Here is a 15,870-nt window from a genome sequence, read left to right as displayed (position 1 = left end):
CCCGTGCCCCACTTCGCGAAACCAGCTGCGGGAAGCTGGACAAAGAGTTTCCCCCAACTCGGTACCGAGCCGGTCGATTACACCGACTCCACTGATCCCCAGTTCTACGAAGACGAGCGGGTCGCAATCTTCAAGCGCACCTGGCTGCTGGTCGGGCGCGTCGAACAGGTGCCGAAGACCGGTGGTTACTTCACCAGAGAACTGAAGGCCGCCGACACCTCACTGATCATCGTCAAGGGGGCCGACGGTACGATCCGCGCCTTCCACAACGTCTGCCGCCACCGCGGTAACAAGCTGGTGTGGAACGACTTCCCGCAGGAAGAAACCTCCGGCACCTGCCGTCAGTTCACCTGCAAGTACCACGCGTGGCGCTACAGCCTCGAAGGCGAGCTCACGTTCGTGCAGCAAGAGGGCGAGTTCTTCGACCTGGACAAGAGCAACTACGGCCTCAAGGACGTGCGCTGCGAGGTCTGGGAAGGCTTCATCTTCGTCAACCTCGATCCCGAAGCAGTATCGCTGGAGGAATACCTCGGCGACTACGGCCAGAGCCTCAAGGGATACCCCTTCCACGAGATGACCGAGGTCTACAGCTACCGCTCCGACATCGCGAGCAACTGGAAGCTGTTCATCGACGCGTTCGCCGAGTTCTACCACGCGCCTGTGCTCCACCAGAAGCAGGCAACCAAGGACGAGGCCGACAAACTCATCGGCTACGGCTTCGAGGCACTGCACTACGAGCTGCAGACTCCCCACTCGATGATCTCCTCCTGGGGTGGCATGTCGCCGCCGAAGGACCTCAACATGGTCAAGCCGATCGAGCGAGTCCTGCGCAGTGGTCTCTTCGGTCCGTGGGATCGTCCCGACATCGAGGGCCTCGATCCGTTGCCGCGCGGCATCAACCCGGCCGGCGCAAAGCCCTGGGGCATCGACGAATTCGAGATCTTCCCCAACTTCTCGCTCCTGTTCTGGGCACCGGGCTGGTACCTCACGTACCAGTACTGGCCGACAGAGGTCGGTCGCCACACCTTCGAGGCGAACCTCTACTTCGTTCCCCCGAAGAACACGCGCGAACGCCTCGCGCAGGAGCTGGCTGCGGTGACTTTCAAGGAGTACGCACTCCAGGATGCCAACACCCTCGAGGCAACCCAGTCGATGCTTGCCACCGGCACCGTCACCGACTTCCCGCTCTGCGATCAGGAAGTTCTTCTCCGCCACCTTCACAAGACCGTCAAAGATTACGTCAAGGAGTACCGTGATGGCTCTGCCAACTGAGTTCGCCGACCTCGAGCCGTACGCCGGCTGGGCCCTGCAGACCGAACCCGAGCGCTACGCAAAACGCCTCGCCTCCACCATGCCCGAGATGCAGGAGTTCTACGACGCCGCGTTCGGCCGCCTCGAAGACGCGATCACGTATTGCGACAAGTTCGACTTCGACGACCTGCCCGACGACGCCCGCTCCCTCGTGCACCTGATGCAGTCGCTCGTCATGGTGTCGTTCCCGATCGAGGTGTGGAAGCAGGCCCGGGTGCCCGACAGCGGCGCGGCGTGGGTCGATCTCATCAAGGAACCGGTGGTCTGACATCATGCTGACACTGAAGGCGGCCGGGCTACTCGACATCGATTCCGGCGAGATCATCCGACCCGGCATCCTCCACATCGAGGACGATCGCATTGTCGGTGTCGGCTCTGACGCCGGCAATGCCGGCGACCACGCGGAAGGGGAGGTGCTGGATCTCGGTGACCTGATCCTCCTTCCCGGCTTCATGGACATGGAGGTCAACCTCCTGATGGGTGGGCGGGGAGAGAAGCCCGTGTACTCCACCGTGCAGGACGATCCTCCGCTGCGCATGCTGCGTGCGGTGGGCAATGCCCGCCGCACGCTGCACGCCGGTTTCACCACCGTCCGCAATTTGGGACTCTTCGTCAAGACGGGCGGCTACCTACTCGACGTCGCGCTCGGCAAGGCGATCGACGCCGGCTGGGTCGACGGTCCCCGGATCGTGCCGGCCGGACACGCGATCACCCCCACCGGTGGACATCTCGACCCCACGATGTTCGCGGCGTTCGCCCCCGGTGTTCTGGACCTCACCATCGAGGAAGGGATCGCCAACGGGATCGACGAGGTACGCAAGGCCGTCCGCTATCAGATCAAGCACGGCGCACAGCTGATCAAGGTGTGCGTCTCGGGCGGGGTCATGTCGCACACCGGACTTCCCGGTGCGCAGCACTATTCGGATGAGGAACTACGGGCCATCGTCGACGAGGCTCATCGGCGCGGGTTGCGCGTCGCGTCGCACACACACGGCGCGGATGCGGTACGTGCGGCGGTGGAAGCAGGCATCGATTGCATCGAGCACGGCTTTCTCATCGACGACGATGCCATCGACCTCATGGTCGAGCGCGGTACCTACCTGGTGCCCACCACCCGGCTCGCGGATGCCATGGACGTCTCGCATGCCCCTGCCGATCTGCAAGCCAAGGCCGCCGAGATGTTCCCCCGCGCACGCACTTCGGTGCTTGCGGCATACAAGGCAGGCGTGAAGATCGCCGTTGGCACCGATGCACCCGCGATTCCCCACGGCAAGAACGCCGACGAACTCGTCGCCCTCGTGGAGCGAGGTATGCCGCCCTTGTCGGTGCTGCAGGCAGCGACCACCACGGCCGCCGATCTGATCGACGTGACCGACCGGGGACGGCTCGCGGAGGGCCTGCTGGCCGACATCATCGGTGTTCCCGGTGACCCGGTGGGCGACATCACCGTGACCCAGAACGTGCGGTTCGTCATGAAAGGCGGCAAGGTCTATGTCAACAAATGACGACCTGATGGAAATTCAGCAGTTGCTCGCCCGCTATGCGGTGAACATGACCAAGGGCGACGTCGAGGGGGTGATCGGTGTCTTCACTGCTGACGGCACCTACAGCGCCTTCGGTGACGCATTTCCCCTCGATCAGTTCCCCGAACTGGTCGCTGCCGCACCCAAAGGTCTGTTCATGACCGGTACGCCCCTCATCGAGTTGTCCGGCGACACGGCAACCGGGACCCAGCCACTGTGCTTCGTCGACGAGGCGACGCACGACATGCGAATCGGGTACTACAACGACACCTATGCCCGGACCACCGACGGCTGGCGGCTTCGGACACGAGCCATGACGTTCATTCGCCGTAGCGGAGCGCATGATTCGGGGCGCCCGCACGCCTTCGAACGTCCTGGCGCATGAACGTCACGGAATTTCGGGCAGGTCTGCGCGCCTGGCTCGAAGACAACGACCTGTCCGCCGGGCCCGATCATTCACTCGACGGACAGGTCGCGCAGTTGGCCCGGGTGCGTGGCGCCCTCTACGACGCCGGTTGGATGCGCTACGGCTGGCCCACCGAGGTCGGCGGTGTAGGCGGGCCAGCGGTGCTTCGCGCCGTCCTCGGCGAGGAAGTGGCGACCCGCGACCTGGCCGAGCCCGGAATCTATTCGATGATCGAAGTGCTCGCTCCGACCATGATCTCGTACGCCCGCCCGGAGTTGGCGGCCGAGATGGTGCCGTTGCTGCTCAGCGGCCGCGAGCAGTGGTGCCAGGGCTTTTCCGAACCCGGTTCGGGAAGCGACCTCGCGTCGCTGACCACCCGCGCGGATCCCCGCGGTGACGGCACATGGGTGATCAACGGGCAAAAGGTCTGGACGAGCCTCGCCCAATACTCCACCCGCTGTGTCCTACTCACCCGCACCGCGCCGGGTCATGGCGGTATCACCGCCTTCTTCGTCGACATGAACACACCAGGCATCACCGTCAGGCCGTTGCGCACGATGCACGGCGTCGACGAGTTCGCCGAGGTGTACTTCGACGATGTGGTCGTTCCCGAGGATCGCATGCTCGGCCGCCCGGGCGACGGATGGCGGGTGGCCATGGACTTACTCCCTCACGAACGGTCCACCTGCTTCTGGCACCGAATCGCCTATCTGTTCACCCGTCTCGATCGATTGCTGACGGAATCGAATACCGCGACGTCGGACGACGGCGATCTCGGTGCGGCATACCTCGCGCTCCACACCGCTCGGTGTCGCTCCCACGCCACCCAGCAGCGACTGGCAGATGGAGCCCAGCTCGGCCCGGAGACCTCCATCGACAAGGTATTGCTGGCCACCGCCGAACAGCGACTGTTCGACACCGCCCGAGACCTGCTCCCCGGGGTGCTCGAACTCGGCGAGAACGAGTGGCGCACGGAATTCCTGTATTCCCGCGCCGCGACCATCTACGGCGGGACCGCGGAAATACAACGCAACATCATCGCGCGCCGGCTACTCGACCTGGGGGCGGAATGACCGTGTACGACGTGGAGCTCACCCTCCTCGAGGACACACTTCGCAAAACGATGACCACCCGATCGGGCGCAGATCTCGATACCGCCCTCACCGAACTCGGGTGGCACGACATGCTCACCGAAATGCCAGACCTCGCAGTGCCGATGGTGTTCCGGCTCCTCGGGGAGACCGGCGCACACGGACCCTTCCTCAATGACGTGGTGCTGGACGAGGCAGGACTCCCCGTCGGTGGCGCCGTCCCCCTGCCGTACACCGGAGGCTCCTCGGTTCTGTGGGACCGCATCGACAGGGCGACCACACCGCAGTACAGCACACTGGACAGTGAACTACCGCTGACGATCGTCGACCCCGGAAGTCCGGTTCCGCTTGCTGCGGGCCGCCGAGCGCTCGGTTGGTGGTTGACCGGTACCAGCCGAGCCATGCTGTCCCTTGCTCGAACACACGCGCTGGGTCGTACACAGTTCGGCAGGCCGGTCGCCGCATTCCAGGCCGTACGGCATCGGCTCGCGGAGACCCTCGTCGCCATCGAGGGCGCCGAAGCAACCCTGGCCGCCGCCACCGACGACCTCGGCTCCCTGCTCGCCAAGGCTGCGGCCGGCCAGGCGGCGCTCACTACGGCTCGTCACTGCCAGCAGGTGCTCGGTGGGATAGGTTTCACCGCCGAACACGATCTACACCGGCACATCCGGCGCGCGCTGGTGCTGGACGGCCTCCTCGGCAGTGCGCGAGAGCTCACCCGCGAAGCAGGCGCGACGATCCGGGCCGAAGGATCGGCGCCGCGCCTCGTCCAGCTCTGACACCGGCTATGACCGAGCGGCCTCGTCAAGGCCGCTCGGCCCGGGATGATTCGAGAACCAAAGACTCTCTTCCCGGAGTCGGGCGCTTCTCCAGCCATCCGGAGTACGCACCACTTCGTGGTGGTAGTTGCCCCCGCAGTAGGTCATGCCGCTCACGCCGGGTAGTTGCATGGGATTGAAGAACATTGCCCGCACCTTCGCGGTGGCGCCATCGAGATCGATCTCGATATTCGTGACGAAATGCTGCGTCAGCGGAACCTGGGTCAGCGCATCCCGGAGAAGGGCGACCACCTCGTCTCGCGGCCCGGGCGGGTACCCGACCGAGCTGTAGTCGAGGTGAGCGTCCTCCGTGAACACTGAAGTCAGCAGCGCCCAGTCTTTGGTGTCGACCGCTCGCGCGTACCGATACATCAGCTCCGCGATCTCGGCCTTGTCCTGTACCACTCGGATATTCATGTGGTTCCTCACCTCTCGACAAGCACAATCGACCCCCCGCAGGTAGCTCACCACACAAGCACTCCGCCGCCTGCAGAATGTGATTCTCGAATTTCAGAATGTCCTTTCCAAAGGGCACTCGACTCGGGCATAATTCATGGATGACCACTAGTGCTTCCCTACATGACCTGACCGGCAAGGTTGCCGTCGTCACCGGCGGATCCCGCGGTATCGGAAGAGCCATCGTGCAGGCTCTCGCCGAGGCGGGGGCCGACGTCGTCATCGCCTCACGCAAGCTCGCTGCATGCGAGCTCGCGGCCAAGGAGGTAGAGACGTCCACCGGCAGTCGAGCGTTTCCCGTAGCCTGTCACGTCGGACGCTGGGACGAGTGCGACCAGTTGATCGAACAGACCCTGGCGCATTTCGGAAGGCTCGACGTACTGGTGAACAACGCCGGAATGTCACCGCTGTACGAGAACCTCGACGACATCACCGAAGAGCTGTATGACAAGACGTTCGCTGTCAACCTCAAGGGACCGTTTCGGCTTGCCGTTCGAGCCGCCACCCACATGGCCGAAAACGACGGTGGCTCCATCATCAATGTCGGTACCGCGGGGTCCCTGGTGGCGAGCGCGCGTCAGTTGCCCTATGCCTGTGCCAAAGCAGGGGTGAATGCACTCACGGTCGGCCTGGCCGATGCATTCGCGCCGAAGGTCCGGGTGAACGCAATCCTGCCGGGCCCCTTCCTGACGGATGTCTCGAAGTCGTGGGCGCCGGCTGAAGGCGAGGAAGCGTCGTTCGTGCCGCTGCGTCGCATGGGGAAGCCCGAGGAACTCGGACCTCTCGCACTCCATCTCGCCAGTGACGCATCGAGTTTCACTACCGGCGCTATCATCCGGGTCGACGGCGGCGTCACCAAAAAGGTCTGACGACTTACCCCCGATGGTGGGCCCCGCTTACGGGACCCACCATCGGAGTCGACACTTCTACTGAATCCAATTACTGGATTTTTGCCTTCATCTCGTCCAGCTTCATCAGAATCGGGTAGCCACTGACACTCAAGGCGTTGCCGTGTCCGGACTGATGGATGTCGAACACCGACTGGATTGCAGCGTAGAAACCTTGCACGTCCAGCGTCTGGTTGACCGCGCGCTTGGCCTGGCGCAGCCCGAACGAGGGCATCGTGGCGATATGTTCGGCAAGGGCCCGAGTCTCCGCGTCGAGCTGATCGCGCGGCACTACCTTGTTCACCATGCCGACCTGCTCGGCTTCCGCGGCCGTCACCGGACGGCCGGTGAAGAGAATTTCCTTCGCCTTGCGGGCGCCGAGTTCCCAGGTATGGCCATGATATTCGACTCCTCCGATGCCCATCATCACCACCGGGTCGGAGAAGGAGGCATCCTCGGCAGCGACGATCAGGTCGCACGGCCAGCACAACAACAGCCCGCCCGCGATGCAGCGCCCCTGGACGGCCGCGATCGACGGCTTCGGAACATTGCGCCAACGCAGCGAGTACTCCAGATAGCGACGGGTCTCCGCCCCGTAAATCCATTCCAGGGTGATCTCCGCGGGAGCCGGCCACCGATCGTTGAGGTCGTGACCGGCCGAAAAGTGTTTCCCCTCGGCACGCAAGACGATCACCGCCACATCAGGGTCCTCTGCCGCCTTGGTCCAGGCTGCATCGAGTTCGTCGAGGAGGGCGCCGTTCTGGGCATTGGCGGCCTCGGGGCGATTGAGTGTGATGGTCGCGATCTTGTCGGCGACCTCGTAGTCGATATACATGTCGGGCTCCTCAGCTTCGGGGTAGGCCGAGCACGCGCTCGGCGACGATCGTGCGCTGAATCTCGGACGTGCCGCCGGCAATGGTGCCGGCGAAGCTCCGCGCATAGCGTTCGAACCAACTCGACGCGAAATGGTCGTTGTTCCAGGGTGTGTACGGTGCCGTCAGCGCGGGGTGGACCAGACCGTCGAACCCGGCGCCGTCCAGCGCGTGCTCCGAAGCGGTCTGCACCGCCTCGGATCCCAGGATCTTCAGAACCGACAGGGCCGCTACGTCCTGCTCACCCCGGTCTGCACGGGCCAGCGCCGCAGAGCCCAGCAGCCGCAGCGCCTGATTGTCCATGGCGAGCGTGGCATAGCGATCACGGTCGAGCGCCGTGACAGGCCGGAAATCCTCGACGAGATCCTGTAGTCGATCGGCGAAACCCAGCCATAACAGGGTGCGTTCGTGGCCAAGGGCACCGTTCGCAACGCCCCAGCCCTGGTTCAGCCCACCGACGAGGTTCTCCACGGGCACCCTGACGTCCGTGAAAAACACTTCGTTGAAGTCGAAGTCGTCCTCGGCACACACGGAGGCGAAGGGACGGCGCGTGACCCCCGGGGTGTCGGTGGGAATCAGAAGCACGCTGATTCCCTTGTGCTTCGGAGCGTCGGGATCGGTGCGGACGAAGGTGAGCAACACGTCGGCCTCGTTGGCACCGGACGTCCACACCTTCTGGCCGTTCACCACGAAAGAGTCACCGTCGCGCACCGCGCGTGTACGCAACGACGCGAGGTCGGAGCCCGCACCGGGTTCACTCATGCCGAGCGCAGCAGTGATCTCGGCACGCAGAATGGGTGCAGCCCAACGTTCCTTCTGTTCCGGCGTACCGAACGACAACAACGAGGCCGCGATGATGCCGAGGCCCTGGGGATTGAAGCTGTGATAGATCCGGCGCCGGGAAAGTTCCTCGAGATGAACGTACTGCTGCAGGATACTGGCATTGCGGCCGCCGAACTCGGGAGGGTTCCCAGGGAGCAGCCAGCCGTTGTCGAACTGCTTCCGCTGCCAGCGGCGGGCCCACTCCGGAACATCCGCACTGGAGCGGGGTCGTTCCCCCGCCTCGGCCTCGTCGGGCAGATGTTCGGCGAGGAAGGCCAGGAACTCGGCCCGGAATTCTTCGACGTCGGCATCAAAGGTGAGTTGCACGGTACTCCTCGGCGATGAGCGCCCGATGTTCGGCCGCGCCGCCGAGCAGGAGCTCGCCGGCTTTGGCGCGCTTGAGCGCGAACTGAAGGTCGTTTTCCCAGGTGAATCCCATGGCTCCGAACAGCTGCAGGCCGTTGCGGAAGACCAGCGACTGGCACTCCCCCGCCGCGGCCTTGGCCATTGCCGCAGCCACACGGCGGCGGGGATCGTCGGCGGCGATCGTGAGGGCGGCATAGTAGGCGAGTGTGCGGGCACGTTCGACGGCCACGTGCATGTCCGCTGCTTTGTGCTTGACCGCCTGGAAGGAGCCGATCGGAGCACCGAATTGATTGCGACCCTTCACATGAACGAGCACTGAGTCGAGAATGCGCTGGCAGGCTCCGACCATCGTCAGCGCCATGCCGGTCAGCGCCAGCTGACGAGCGCGCTCCGGATCTGCGGCACTGCGGTCGCTTTCGCTCACGCGAACCCCACTGAAGGTCACCTCGGCAAGGTGCAGCACGGGATCGAATATCAGACTGCGCGTTGCGGTCACCCGTTCTGCGGGAACCACGAAGACGCCAGCGCCCGTCACCACAGCCAGCAGATCTGCGCGATCTCCGTCCATGACTCGGTGGGCGGTGCCGTTCAGGAGCCAGCCACGACCGTCGCGGTGGGCGCTCACACCGTCGAATACCGCCGCGCCGGACTGCGCAGGATTGGCACACCCTACGGCCAGAGGAGCGAACTGGGTCATCGTCGCGAGGTAGGGCGTGGGATCGGTAGCTCGGCCCAGCTCTTCCAGGACGATCGCCAATTCGACGGCGACGTCGGCTTCCGCCAGCTCGGTCCACCCGAGGTCGACGTACACCTTCCATAGAGGACCGGGGTCACCACCATCGTCGACGATCCCGCGGATCAGGGTGGGCGGGCACTCCTTGGCCGTGACTTCTCGGACGGTTTTCTGCCACAACCGCTGATCGGAGTCGAACTCGAAAAGCATCCCGGCTTGCCTCCTTGCCAGAGCTGCGAATGGTCTAGCGAGAATAACATTCTCGCTAGACGAAAGTAAGAGTTCCACTTTTGCCCGAAGCCGGCAGGCCGGCGACCCAACGCCATGCTCCTCTCCGGTACAGTGGATACATGTTTGCTACACACAGAGGGGGGGTCCGGCGGTGACCGAAATCAGCGAAGAGCCGGCCTGGAAGCAGCGCGCGGTCGAACGCTCCATCAAAACCGCCAAGCTTCGCGCCGAGCAGCGGGTGCAGAAATTCCTCGATGCAGCGCAGGCGATCATTACTGAAAAGGGCAGCACCGACTTCACGGTGCAGGAGCTCGTCGACCGGTCCAAGCAGTCGCTGCGTAGCTTCTACCTGCAGTTCGACGGCAAACACGAACTTCTCCTCGCCCTGTTCGAGGAAGCACTGACCCGGTCTGCCGATCAGATCCGCGCCGCGGCGGCCAACGAGACCGACCCACTCGACCAGCTCCGCGTCGCCGTCGAGTTGCTGTTCGAGTCGTGCCGCCCCGACCCGGTGGCGCATCGTCCTCTGTTCACCGACTTTGCCCCGCAGTTGCTGATTTCCCATCCCGCCGAGGTGAAGGTCGCGCACTCGGCGCTGCTCTCGCTGTTTACCGAGCTGATGGAGCAGGCCGAAGCCGCAGGTGAATTGCGCGCCGAGATCAATCCGCGCCGAATGGCCGCCATGACGATGCAGACGGTCATGTTCATCGCTCAGTCCAGCGGCGGCAACGACGACACAACCGTCCGTCCCATTTCCGCCGACGAGGTCTGGGCTTTCTGCTCGCGGGGTTTCGCGCACTCCTGACGAGAACGGTATTCTCAACAAGAGAAACATCGATTACAGTCGATCTGTGCCCGAGTTATGGAACGACCTTCTCGCCTGCCTCGATCTGCGCCCCTACCCACCCGACCCCGATCACCCCACGGTCGCGGTGTTCGAGGGAAGCAACCAGAAACTGGACTACCACCGACTGTTCGGTGGACAAATCCTGGGCCAGTTCCTGGAGGCGGCTCGTCTCACCTGTCCGAGCAAGAGCGTCAAATCGATGCATGCGCTGTTTGCACGGGAGGGACGCGCCGACGAGCCGGTCCGGTACGAGGTCACGACTCAACACGAAGGCCGATCGTTCGCAGCCGTGGCGGTCGTCGCCCGGCAGTCGGAACGGGTGGTTGCGACTGCCGCGATCTCCCTGCATTGCGGTGAGGACGGACCCGAACATCAAAGCATTCCCGCGGTTCCGGCCGTCCTTCCGGAACAATTCCGGGTACACCTCGACCTTCTCCCGTGGGAAACCCGCGCCGCCGCCGACCTGAACGCAACGGCGGCCGCAACCCCCGATTTCGAATTCTGGATGCGCACACCGGAAGTCGCTGGTGAGTTGGCCCAGGCGCTCACTGCGTACGCCACCGACCTGAACCTTATCGGCACGGCGCTGCGCCCACTTCACGGGCTCAGTCAACTCGGTAACGGCACGGCATTCACCTCTGCCGTCACCTCGCACAGCCTCTGGTTCCATCGGCCGTTCCGCACCGACAGGTGGCTCCTCCTTCGCCAGCACAGTCCACTGCTGGCGCACGGCCGCTGCTTCGGCCGTGGCGATGTTCTCACCGAGGACGGGAGCCTCGTCGCGTCCTATGCGCAAGAAGCCCTCCTCCGCATCCACCCGTGACGCCCATTCCGTGGTGGCACGTCGACCGATCAAAGGTGTGACATGAGTGTAAATCCCTTGTCCGAGAACGCTGTCGAATCGACTCTTGCCACCCGGCCGTATCGGGTCGTGCAATGGGCGACAGGAAACATCGGCACCCGTGCACTCCGGGCGGTGATCGAACACCCGACGCTGACCTTGGCCGGTGTGTACGTCCACGCAGACGACAAGATCGGCCGCGATGCAGGCGAACTGTGCGGGCTGCCCGCTACCGGCATCACCGCCACCCGGAGCATCGAGGAGGTCGTGGACTCCGGAGCGGATTGTGTGCTGTACATGCCGCGTGCGTGCGACTTCGACGAAGTGTGCTGGTTGCTGGCGTCGGGGATCAATATCGTGACAACCCGCGGTGAGTTCCACTATCCGGCCGGCATGGACCCCGAGGTACGCGCACGGGTCGAGGCCGCGTGCGAGCTCGGCAACACCTCGATCCACAGCACCGGCAGCAGTCCCGGGTTCATTACCGAAGCCATTCCGCTCGTGTTGACCTCGATCCAACGACGGCTCGACAACCTGACGATCGACGAGTATGCCGATCTGTCGCAGAGGGATTCACCAGACCTCCTGTTCGAGATCATGGGATTCGGACGCGCTCCCGGCGCTTTCAGCGAAGCCCGGTTGTCGCATGCTCGTACGAGTTTCGGGCCCTCGCTCCAACTCGTCGCCGACGCCCTCGGGCAGCCGCTCGATTCCGTGGAGGCCAGTGGTGAAATCGCCACCGCCCGCCACAGAACCCACATCGCTGCCGGGGTCCTGGAGGCGGGTACGGTGGCGGCCCAGCGAATTACCGCCGCCGGGATGCGGGACGGCCGGGCACTGTTGCGCTTCCGCGCTACCTGGTACTGCACAGCCGACGTCGATCCGGCCTGGGACGTCCGCGCCACCGGCTGGCATGTCACTGTCGATGGGGACGCACCCCTCGACATCGACATCACAATGCCGGTGCCGCTCGAACGGATGGGTGCGGTGGCGCCCGGTTACACGGCGAACCGCGCTGTGAACGCGGTCCCTTTCGTCTGCGCTGCCGCCCCGGGAATTCGCTCGACCACCGACCTTCCCCAGGTCATTGCCTCACTCGGTTGATCCGCGCGCATCACCGAACGCCGGGTCTTCCGTCTCGTACCGGAAGACCCGTGTGTCGTGGGCAGCGTCGGACGCGGGAGCGAGCAACAGATCAGCCGCCGTGTAGGGGTCGTGGCGGCCGGCCGCGACCGAGGCGGCGAGATGCGCCAGGCCGGGATGAGTCCGCAGGCGAGTGTGCGCAAGGGAGAGGACTTGTGCCCGCGCCCGTGCTGTCCGGCGCGCGAGTGTGTCGGCGCGACGGTGGGCCTCGATCACCTCCACCAAGGTGGACACGCCCTCGGCTCGTGCGGCGACGAGGGTGAGGATCGGCACGTGGAACTCGGCTCGTAGGTCTCGTACGGTCTGGTCGGCGCCATCGCGATCGGCCTTGTTGACGACGAGGATATCTGCGACCTCCAACAGACCTGCCTTCGCGGCTTGAATAGCGTCACCCGCACCGGGGTTGAGTATCACGATCGTGGGGTCAGCGATGGCCGCGATCTCGATCTCGGACTGCCCCACCCCCACCGTTTCGAGCAGGACGAGGTCATACGACAGCGCCCCGAGCAGGCGGATGGCCGCGGGCACCGCCGCGGCCAGTCCGCCCAGGTGGCCGCGCGTTGCGACCGACCGTATGAGGACGCCAGGGTCGTTGATGTGCGCGGCCATCCGGATTCGGTCGCCGAGAAGCGCACCGCCGCTGTACGGCGAGGACGGGTCGACCGCCAGCACCGCCACCCGCAGGCCCCGCTGCCGATACTCTGCGACGAGGGCTCCGATGGTCGTCGACTTTCCGGCACCGGGCGGCCCCGTCACACCGACGACCCGGGCGGGCGCCGCGGCCGGCGAGTCGACCACCGAGGCCAGCGAGTCGAGCACTTCGGAACGACGGCTACTCTCTACCAGGCTGAGCAACCGTCCCGCCGCACGCACGGATCCTGCACGCGCTGCCGCGACGAGGTCCGAAACACTGGATGACACAAGGGAATCACTGACGGGTCGGCTCACAGTCACGGCGCTGGAACCTCGATCACCGTCGCCGACCCCATTCCCCCGCCCGCACACATTGCCGCCACACCGATACCGCCACCGCGACGGCGCAGTTCGTGCACCAGCGTCACCAGCATCCGGGCACCGGTCGCTGCAACCGGATGTCCGAGCGAACAACCACTTCCGCTCACATTGACCCTGTCCGGGTCGATCTCGAGCAGCTTGATGGTGGCCACGCACATCGCGGCGAAAGCTTCGTTGATTTCGAACAGGTCGACATCGGCGAGAGAGATACCGGCTCGGGTAAGGGCTTTCGGGATGGCCCTGACCGGCGCGAGACCGGTGAGTGCGGGGTCGATCCCGACGGACGCCCACGACCGAACGGTGGCCAGCGCGGGTAATCCGAGACGGTCACTCGCGATCGTCAGGACGGCAGCGCCGTCGTTGCCACCGCACGCGTTTCCCGCTGTGATGCTGAACCCCTCGATCTCCGGATGCAGCGGCTTCAGTGACGCCAGTTTCTCCAAGCTCGTCTCGCGCCGCGGATGCTCGTCGACCGAGAAGAGTCCGTGGGGCGTGTCGATGGGAACGATCTCCTCCTTGAACCTGCCCTCATCGATGGCCTGCACGGCGTTGCGATGTGAGCGAAATGCCCACTCGTCCATCTCCTGCCGGGTCACGCCCGCCTCGACGGCCGCGTTCCATCCGACCGTGATCGACATATCCATGGTGGGGGCATTGGCCTGTTCGGGATGTGTGGGAGGGAACCACGGCACCCACTCGCCGTCCACCTTGAACAGTGATTTCGGCGAGGTGGACGCCGAGTTGACTCCGCCGGCTATGACCAGCTCGTCCATACCCGCGCGGATGCTCGCGGCCGCGCTCTGCACCGCGGCCTGGCCGGCGGCGCAATGCCGGTTGTGCGCCAGCCCGGGAACCTCGGTCAGTCCTGCGGTGAGTGCGGCGTGCCTGGCAACCACCCCGCCGCCGTACAGGCCTTCACCGAGGATCACATCGTCGATCAGGCCCGGGTCGAGATCTTCTGCTGCTGCGGCGACGACGTGGTGAGCAAGGTCGTGAGCGGTGGTGTCGCGCAACGTTCCCTTCACGGCAGTGCCGATGGGAGTGCGCAGCGCGGAGACGATGACGGCTTCAGGCATGGGAGTTCTCCAGTTCGGCCACAAGGGTGCGGCGCAGTAGTTTTCCGGTCTCGGTTTTCGGGAGTTCATCTCGGAACACGACGGTGTCCGGGGTTTTCGAGGAACGCAGCCTGCCTTTGACCCACTGCCTGATTTCGGCCGGGTCTGCGTCACCGACGAGAACAGCGACTATTCGCTGTCCCCATTCGGTGTCGGGTATTCCGATCACTGCTGCCTCGGAAATCGCCGGGTGGCGGAGCAGCACGTCTTCAATCTCTGCCGGTGCGATGTTCTCGCCGCCGCGGATGATCGTGTCGTCAGCCCTGCCCTCGACGAACAGGTAGCCGTCCGCATCGAGGTGACCGAGGTCCCGGGTCGCGAACCAGCCGTCCGCGTCGAGCACACTGCGTCCGCCGTATTCGCCGGAGATCTGCTCGCCCCGCACGAAGACCAGGCCGGTCTCGCCTGCCGCGACCGGCTCACCGGTTTCCGTGCGGACCTCGATCTCGATCCCGGGCAGCGGCCGCCCGACCGACCCGAGCCGGTCCCGTACAGCCGAATCGCTCGACGCAAACGCCACCCGGTGATCTTCGGGGGACAGAACGGCCACCGACGACGCCGTTTCGGTGAGACCGTAGGCGTTGACGAAACCCGTATCCGGAAATGCGCGCAGCGCGTGCTCCAGAACGGGCCTCGGAGTACGGGATCCGCCGTAGGCAAGGCTCTGCAGCGTAGGCGATTCCGCGTCGGCGTCGCCCAGTTCGGCGACGACGCGGGCCAGCATCGTGGGCACGAGCATTGCGTGCGTGATGCCCTCGCGCCGGACGGTGTCAAGCCACACGGTCGGGTCGAACCCGGCCAGATAGACCACGCGACGGCCGGTGTAGAGGTTCGAGAGCAGGTTCGTCAGGCCGGCGATGTGATAGGGCGGAACTGCCACCAACGCGGCATCAGTGTCCGCGGCGGATGCGAACTCCATCGTGTTCAGGACGTAGGCCAGCAGGTGCCGATGCCGCAGCACAGCAGGCTTGGGATCGGATGTGGTTCCGCTCGTGTAGATGATCACGGCGACGCTGTCACCGTCCCACTGCGGGGCGGGCACCTCCGCGGGCTCGTCCTGCACCACGTCGACATCGACGAGGGCGTCGAGATCTTCGGGGCGGAGGATCACGGCGCCGGCATGGCGCTCCTGCAGTGCAGTCAACTGCTGATCACCGAGCCGGTAGTTGAGCGGCACGAACGGGACGCCGGCCAGGGCGGCCCCGAACAGGGCGACCGGATAGCCGAGATGATTGGCACCGAGATAGAGCACGGCCGGGTGATCCCGGAACCGGTCGGCGGCGCGGTGGGCGAGGTCGAGGAGCTGCGCGGCGGTCAACGAGCGCTCGTCGACGGTCACAACCGCCTTGTCGCTGTCGGTCGCGGCCATCTCTAGAATCATGTTGATGTTCATG

The 15,870-nt window shown here is 64.9% G+C and carries 17 protein-coding genes; 10 read left to right on the top strand and 7 right to left on the bottom strand.

Annotation, left to right across the window (positions count from 1 at the left end; genetic code table 11):
- Positions 1-3: 3 nt before the first annotated feature.
- The 6 genes from GFS60_RS05250 to GFS60_RS05225 are packed head-to-tail and all read left to right on the top strand — an operon-like array spanning position 4 to position 5,110.
- Positions 4-1,272 (top strand): aromatic ring-hydroxylating oxygenase subunit alpha, encoded by a 1,269-nt coding sequence (locus GFS60_RS05250; protein ID WP_159919387.1) that lies wholly within the window; start codon positions 4-6, stop codon positions 1,270-1,272.
- The gene (locus GFS60_RS05245) at positions 1,256-1,579 is read left to right on the top strand and encodes a hypothetical protein (RefSeq protein ID WP_159919385.1); all 324 of its coding nucleotides are present in this window, start codon (positions 1,256-1,258) and stop codon (positions 1,577-1,579) included. The genes GFS60_RS05250 and GFS60_RS05245 overlap by 17 nt, the downstream gene beginning before the upstream one ends.
- Positions 1,580-1,583: 4 nt before the next feature.
- On the top strand, positions 1,584-2,816 hold the full coding sequence (locus GFS60_RS05240) for a metal-dependent hydrolase family protein (protein ID WP_159919383.1): 1,233 nt from the start codon (positions 1,584-1,586) through the stop codon (positions 2,814-2,816).
- Positions 2,803-3,219 carry a nuclear transport factor 2 family protein gene (locus GFS60_RS05235; RefSeq protein ID WP_109326987.1) on the top strand — a complete coding sequence of 139 codons (417 nt, stop codon included), beginning with the start codon at positions 2,803-2,805 and terminating at the stop codon, positions 3,217-3,219. The genes GFS60_RS05240 and GFS60_RS05235 overlap by 14 nt, the downstream gene beginning before the upstream one ends.
- Positions 3,216-4,313: an acyl-CoA dehydrogenase family protein gene (locus GFS60_RS05230; protein ID WP_159919381.1), complete on the top strand. Its 1,098-nt coding sequence runs from the start codon at positions 3,216-3,218 to the stop codon at positions 4,311-4,313. Before GFS60_RS05235 ends, GFS60_RS05230 begins: the two co-directional genes overlap by 4 nt.
- On the top strand, positions 4,310-5,110 hold the full coding sequence (locus GFS60_RS05225; RefSeq protein WP_159919379.1) for an acyl-CoA dehydrogenase family protein: 801 nt from the start codon (positions 4,310-4,312) through the stop codon (positions 5,108-5,110). Before GFS60_RS05230 ends, GFS60_RS05225 begins: the two co-directional genes overlap by 4 nt.
- A 6-nt stretch (positions 5,111-5,116) precedes the next feature.
- Here GFS60_RS05225 and GFS60_RS05220 read toward each other — a convergent pair whose 3' ends face one another.
- Positions 5,117-5,566 (bottom strand): nuclear transport factor 2 family protein, encoded by a 450-nt coding sequence (locus GFS60_RS05220; protein WP_159919377.1) that lies wholly within the window; start codon positions 5,564-5,566, stop codon positions 5,117-5,119.
- A gap of 140 nt (positions 5,567-5,706) precedes the next feature.
- Between GFS60_RS05220 and GFS60_RS05215 the strand changes: the two genes are divergently transcribed.
- On the top strand, positions 5,707-6,474 hold the full coding sequence (locus tag GFS60_RS05215) for an SDR family NAD(P)-dependent oxidoreductase (protein ID WP_159919375.1): 768 nt from the start codon (positions 5,707-5,709) through the stop codon (positions 6,472-6,474).
- Positions 6,475-6,544: 70 nt separating this feature from the next.
- Here GFS60_RS05215 and GFS60_RS05210 read toward each other — a convergent pair whose 3' ends face one another.
- From GFS60_RS05210 to GFS60_RS05200, 3 genes are read right to left on the bottom strand one after another with little or no spacing between them, the layout of a single operon-like run.
- Entirely contained in the window at positions 6,545-7,327 is a 783-nt protein-coding gene (locus GFS60_RS05210; protein WP_159919373.1) for an enoyl-CoA hydratase, read from the bottom strand.
- Positions 7,328-7,337: 10 nt separating this feature from the next.
- Positions 7,338-8,513 carry an acyl-CoA dehydrogenase family protein gene (locus GFS60_RS05205; protein WP_159919371.1) on the bottom strand — a complete coding sequence of 392 codons (1,176 nt, stop codon included), beginning with the start codon at positions 8,511-8,513 and terminating at the stop codon, positions 7,338-7,340.
- Positions 8,497-9,495, bottom strand: coding sequence for an acyl-CoA dehydrogenase family protein (locus GFS60_RS05200; RefSeq protein WP_159919369.1), 999 nt, complete (start codon positions 9,493-9,495; stop codon positions 8,497-8,499). Before GFS60_RS05200 ends, GFS60_RS05205 begins: the two co-directional genes overlap by 17 nt.
- A 172-nt stretch (positions 9,496-9,667) precedes the next feature.
- Between GFS60_RS05200 and GFS60_RS05195 the strand changes: the two genes are divergently transcribed.
- The 3 genes from GFS60_RS05195 to GFS60_RS05185 are packed head-to-tail and all read left to right on the top strand — an operon-like array spanning position 9,668 to position 12,308.
- Complete coding sequence (locus GFS60_RS05195; RefSeq protein WP_159919367.1) at positions 9,668-10,321, top strand: TetR/AcrR family transcriptional regulator; 654 nt, start codon at positions 9,668-9,670, stop codon at positions 10,319-10,321.
- Between the two features lie 46 nt (positions 10,322-10,367).
- Positions 10,368-11,186 carry an acyl-CoA thioesterase gene (locus tag GFS60_RS05190; RefSeq protein WP_159919365.1) on the top strand — a complete coding sequence of 273 codons (819 nt, stop codon included), beginning with the start codon at positions 10,368-10,370 and terminating at the stop codon, positions 11,184-11,186.
- Positions 11,187-11,228: 42 nt separating this feature from the next.
- Complete coding sequence (locus GFS60_RS05185) at positions 11,229-12,308, top strand: NAD(P)H-dependent amine dehydrogenase family protein (protein WP_159919363.1); 1,080 nt, start codon at positions 11,229-11,231, stop codon at positions 12,306-12,308.
- On the opposite strand, the gene meaB is transcribed toward GFS60_RS05185, so the two are convergent.
- From meaB to GFS60_RS05170, 3 genes are read right to left on the bottom strand one after another with little or no spacing between them, the layout of a single operon-like run.
- Positions 12,297-13,268, bottom strand: a complete 972-nt coding sequence (gene meaB / locus GFS60_RS05180; RefSeq protein ID WP_159919361.1) for a methylmalonyl Co-A mutase-associated GTPase MeaB — start codon at positions 13,266-13,268, stop codon at positions 12,297-12,299. The two genes, GFS60_RS05185 and meaB, sit on opposite strands and share 12 nt — an antisense overlap.
- Before the next feature lie 29 nt (positions 13,269-13,297).
- A complete protein-coding gene (locus GFS60_RS05175; RefSeq protein WP_159919359.1) occupies positions 13,298-14,437 on the bottom strand; it encodes a thiolase family protein in 1,140 nt (379 codons plus the stop codon).
- Complete coding sequence (locus GFS60_RS05170; RefSeq protein ID WP_159919357.1) at positions 14,430-15,869, bottom strand: class I adenylate-forming enzyme family protein; 1,440 nt, start codon at positions 15,867-15,869, stop codon at positions 14,430-14,432. The genes GFS60_RS05175 and GFS60_RS05170 overlap by 8 nt, the downstream gene beginning before the upstream one ends.
- Position 15,870: the final 1 nt, after the last annotated feature.

Origin of the sequence: Rhodococcus sp. WAY2 (assembly GCF_009859915.1) — a bacterium.
GTDB lineage: Bacteria > Actinomycetota > Actinomycetes > Mycobacteriales > Mycobacteriaceae > Rhodococcus_F > Rhodococcus_F oxybenzonivorans.
Note: the sequence above shows the minus strand (reverse complement) of the source record. Positions and strands in the feature narration are given on the sequence as shown.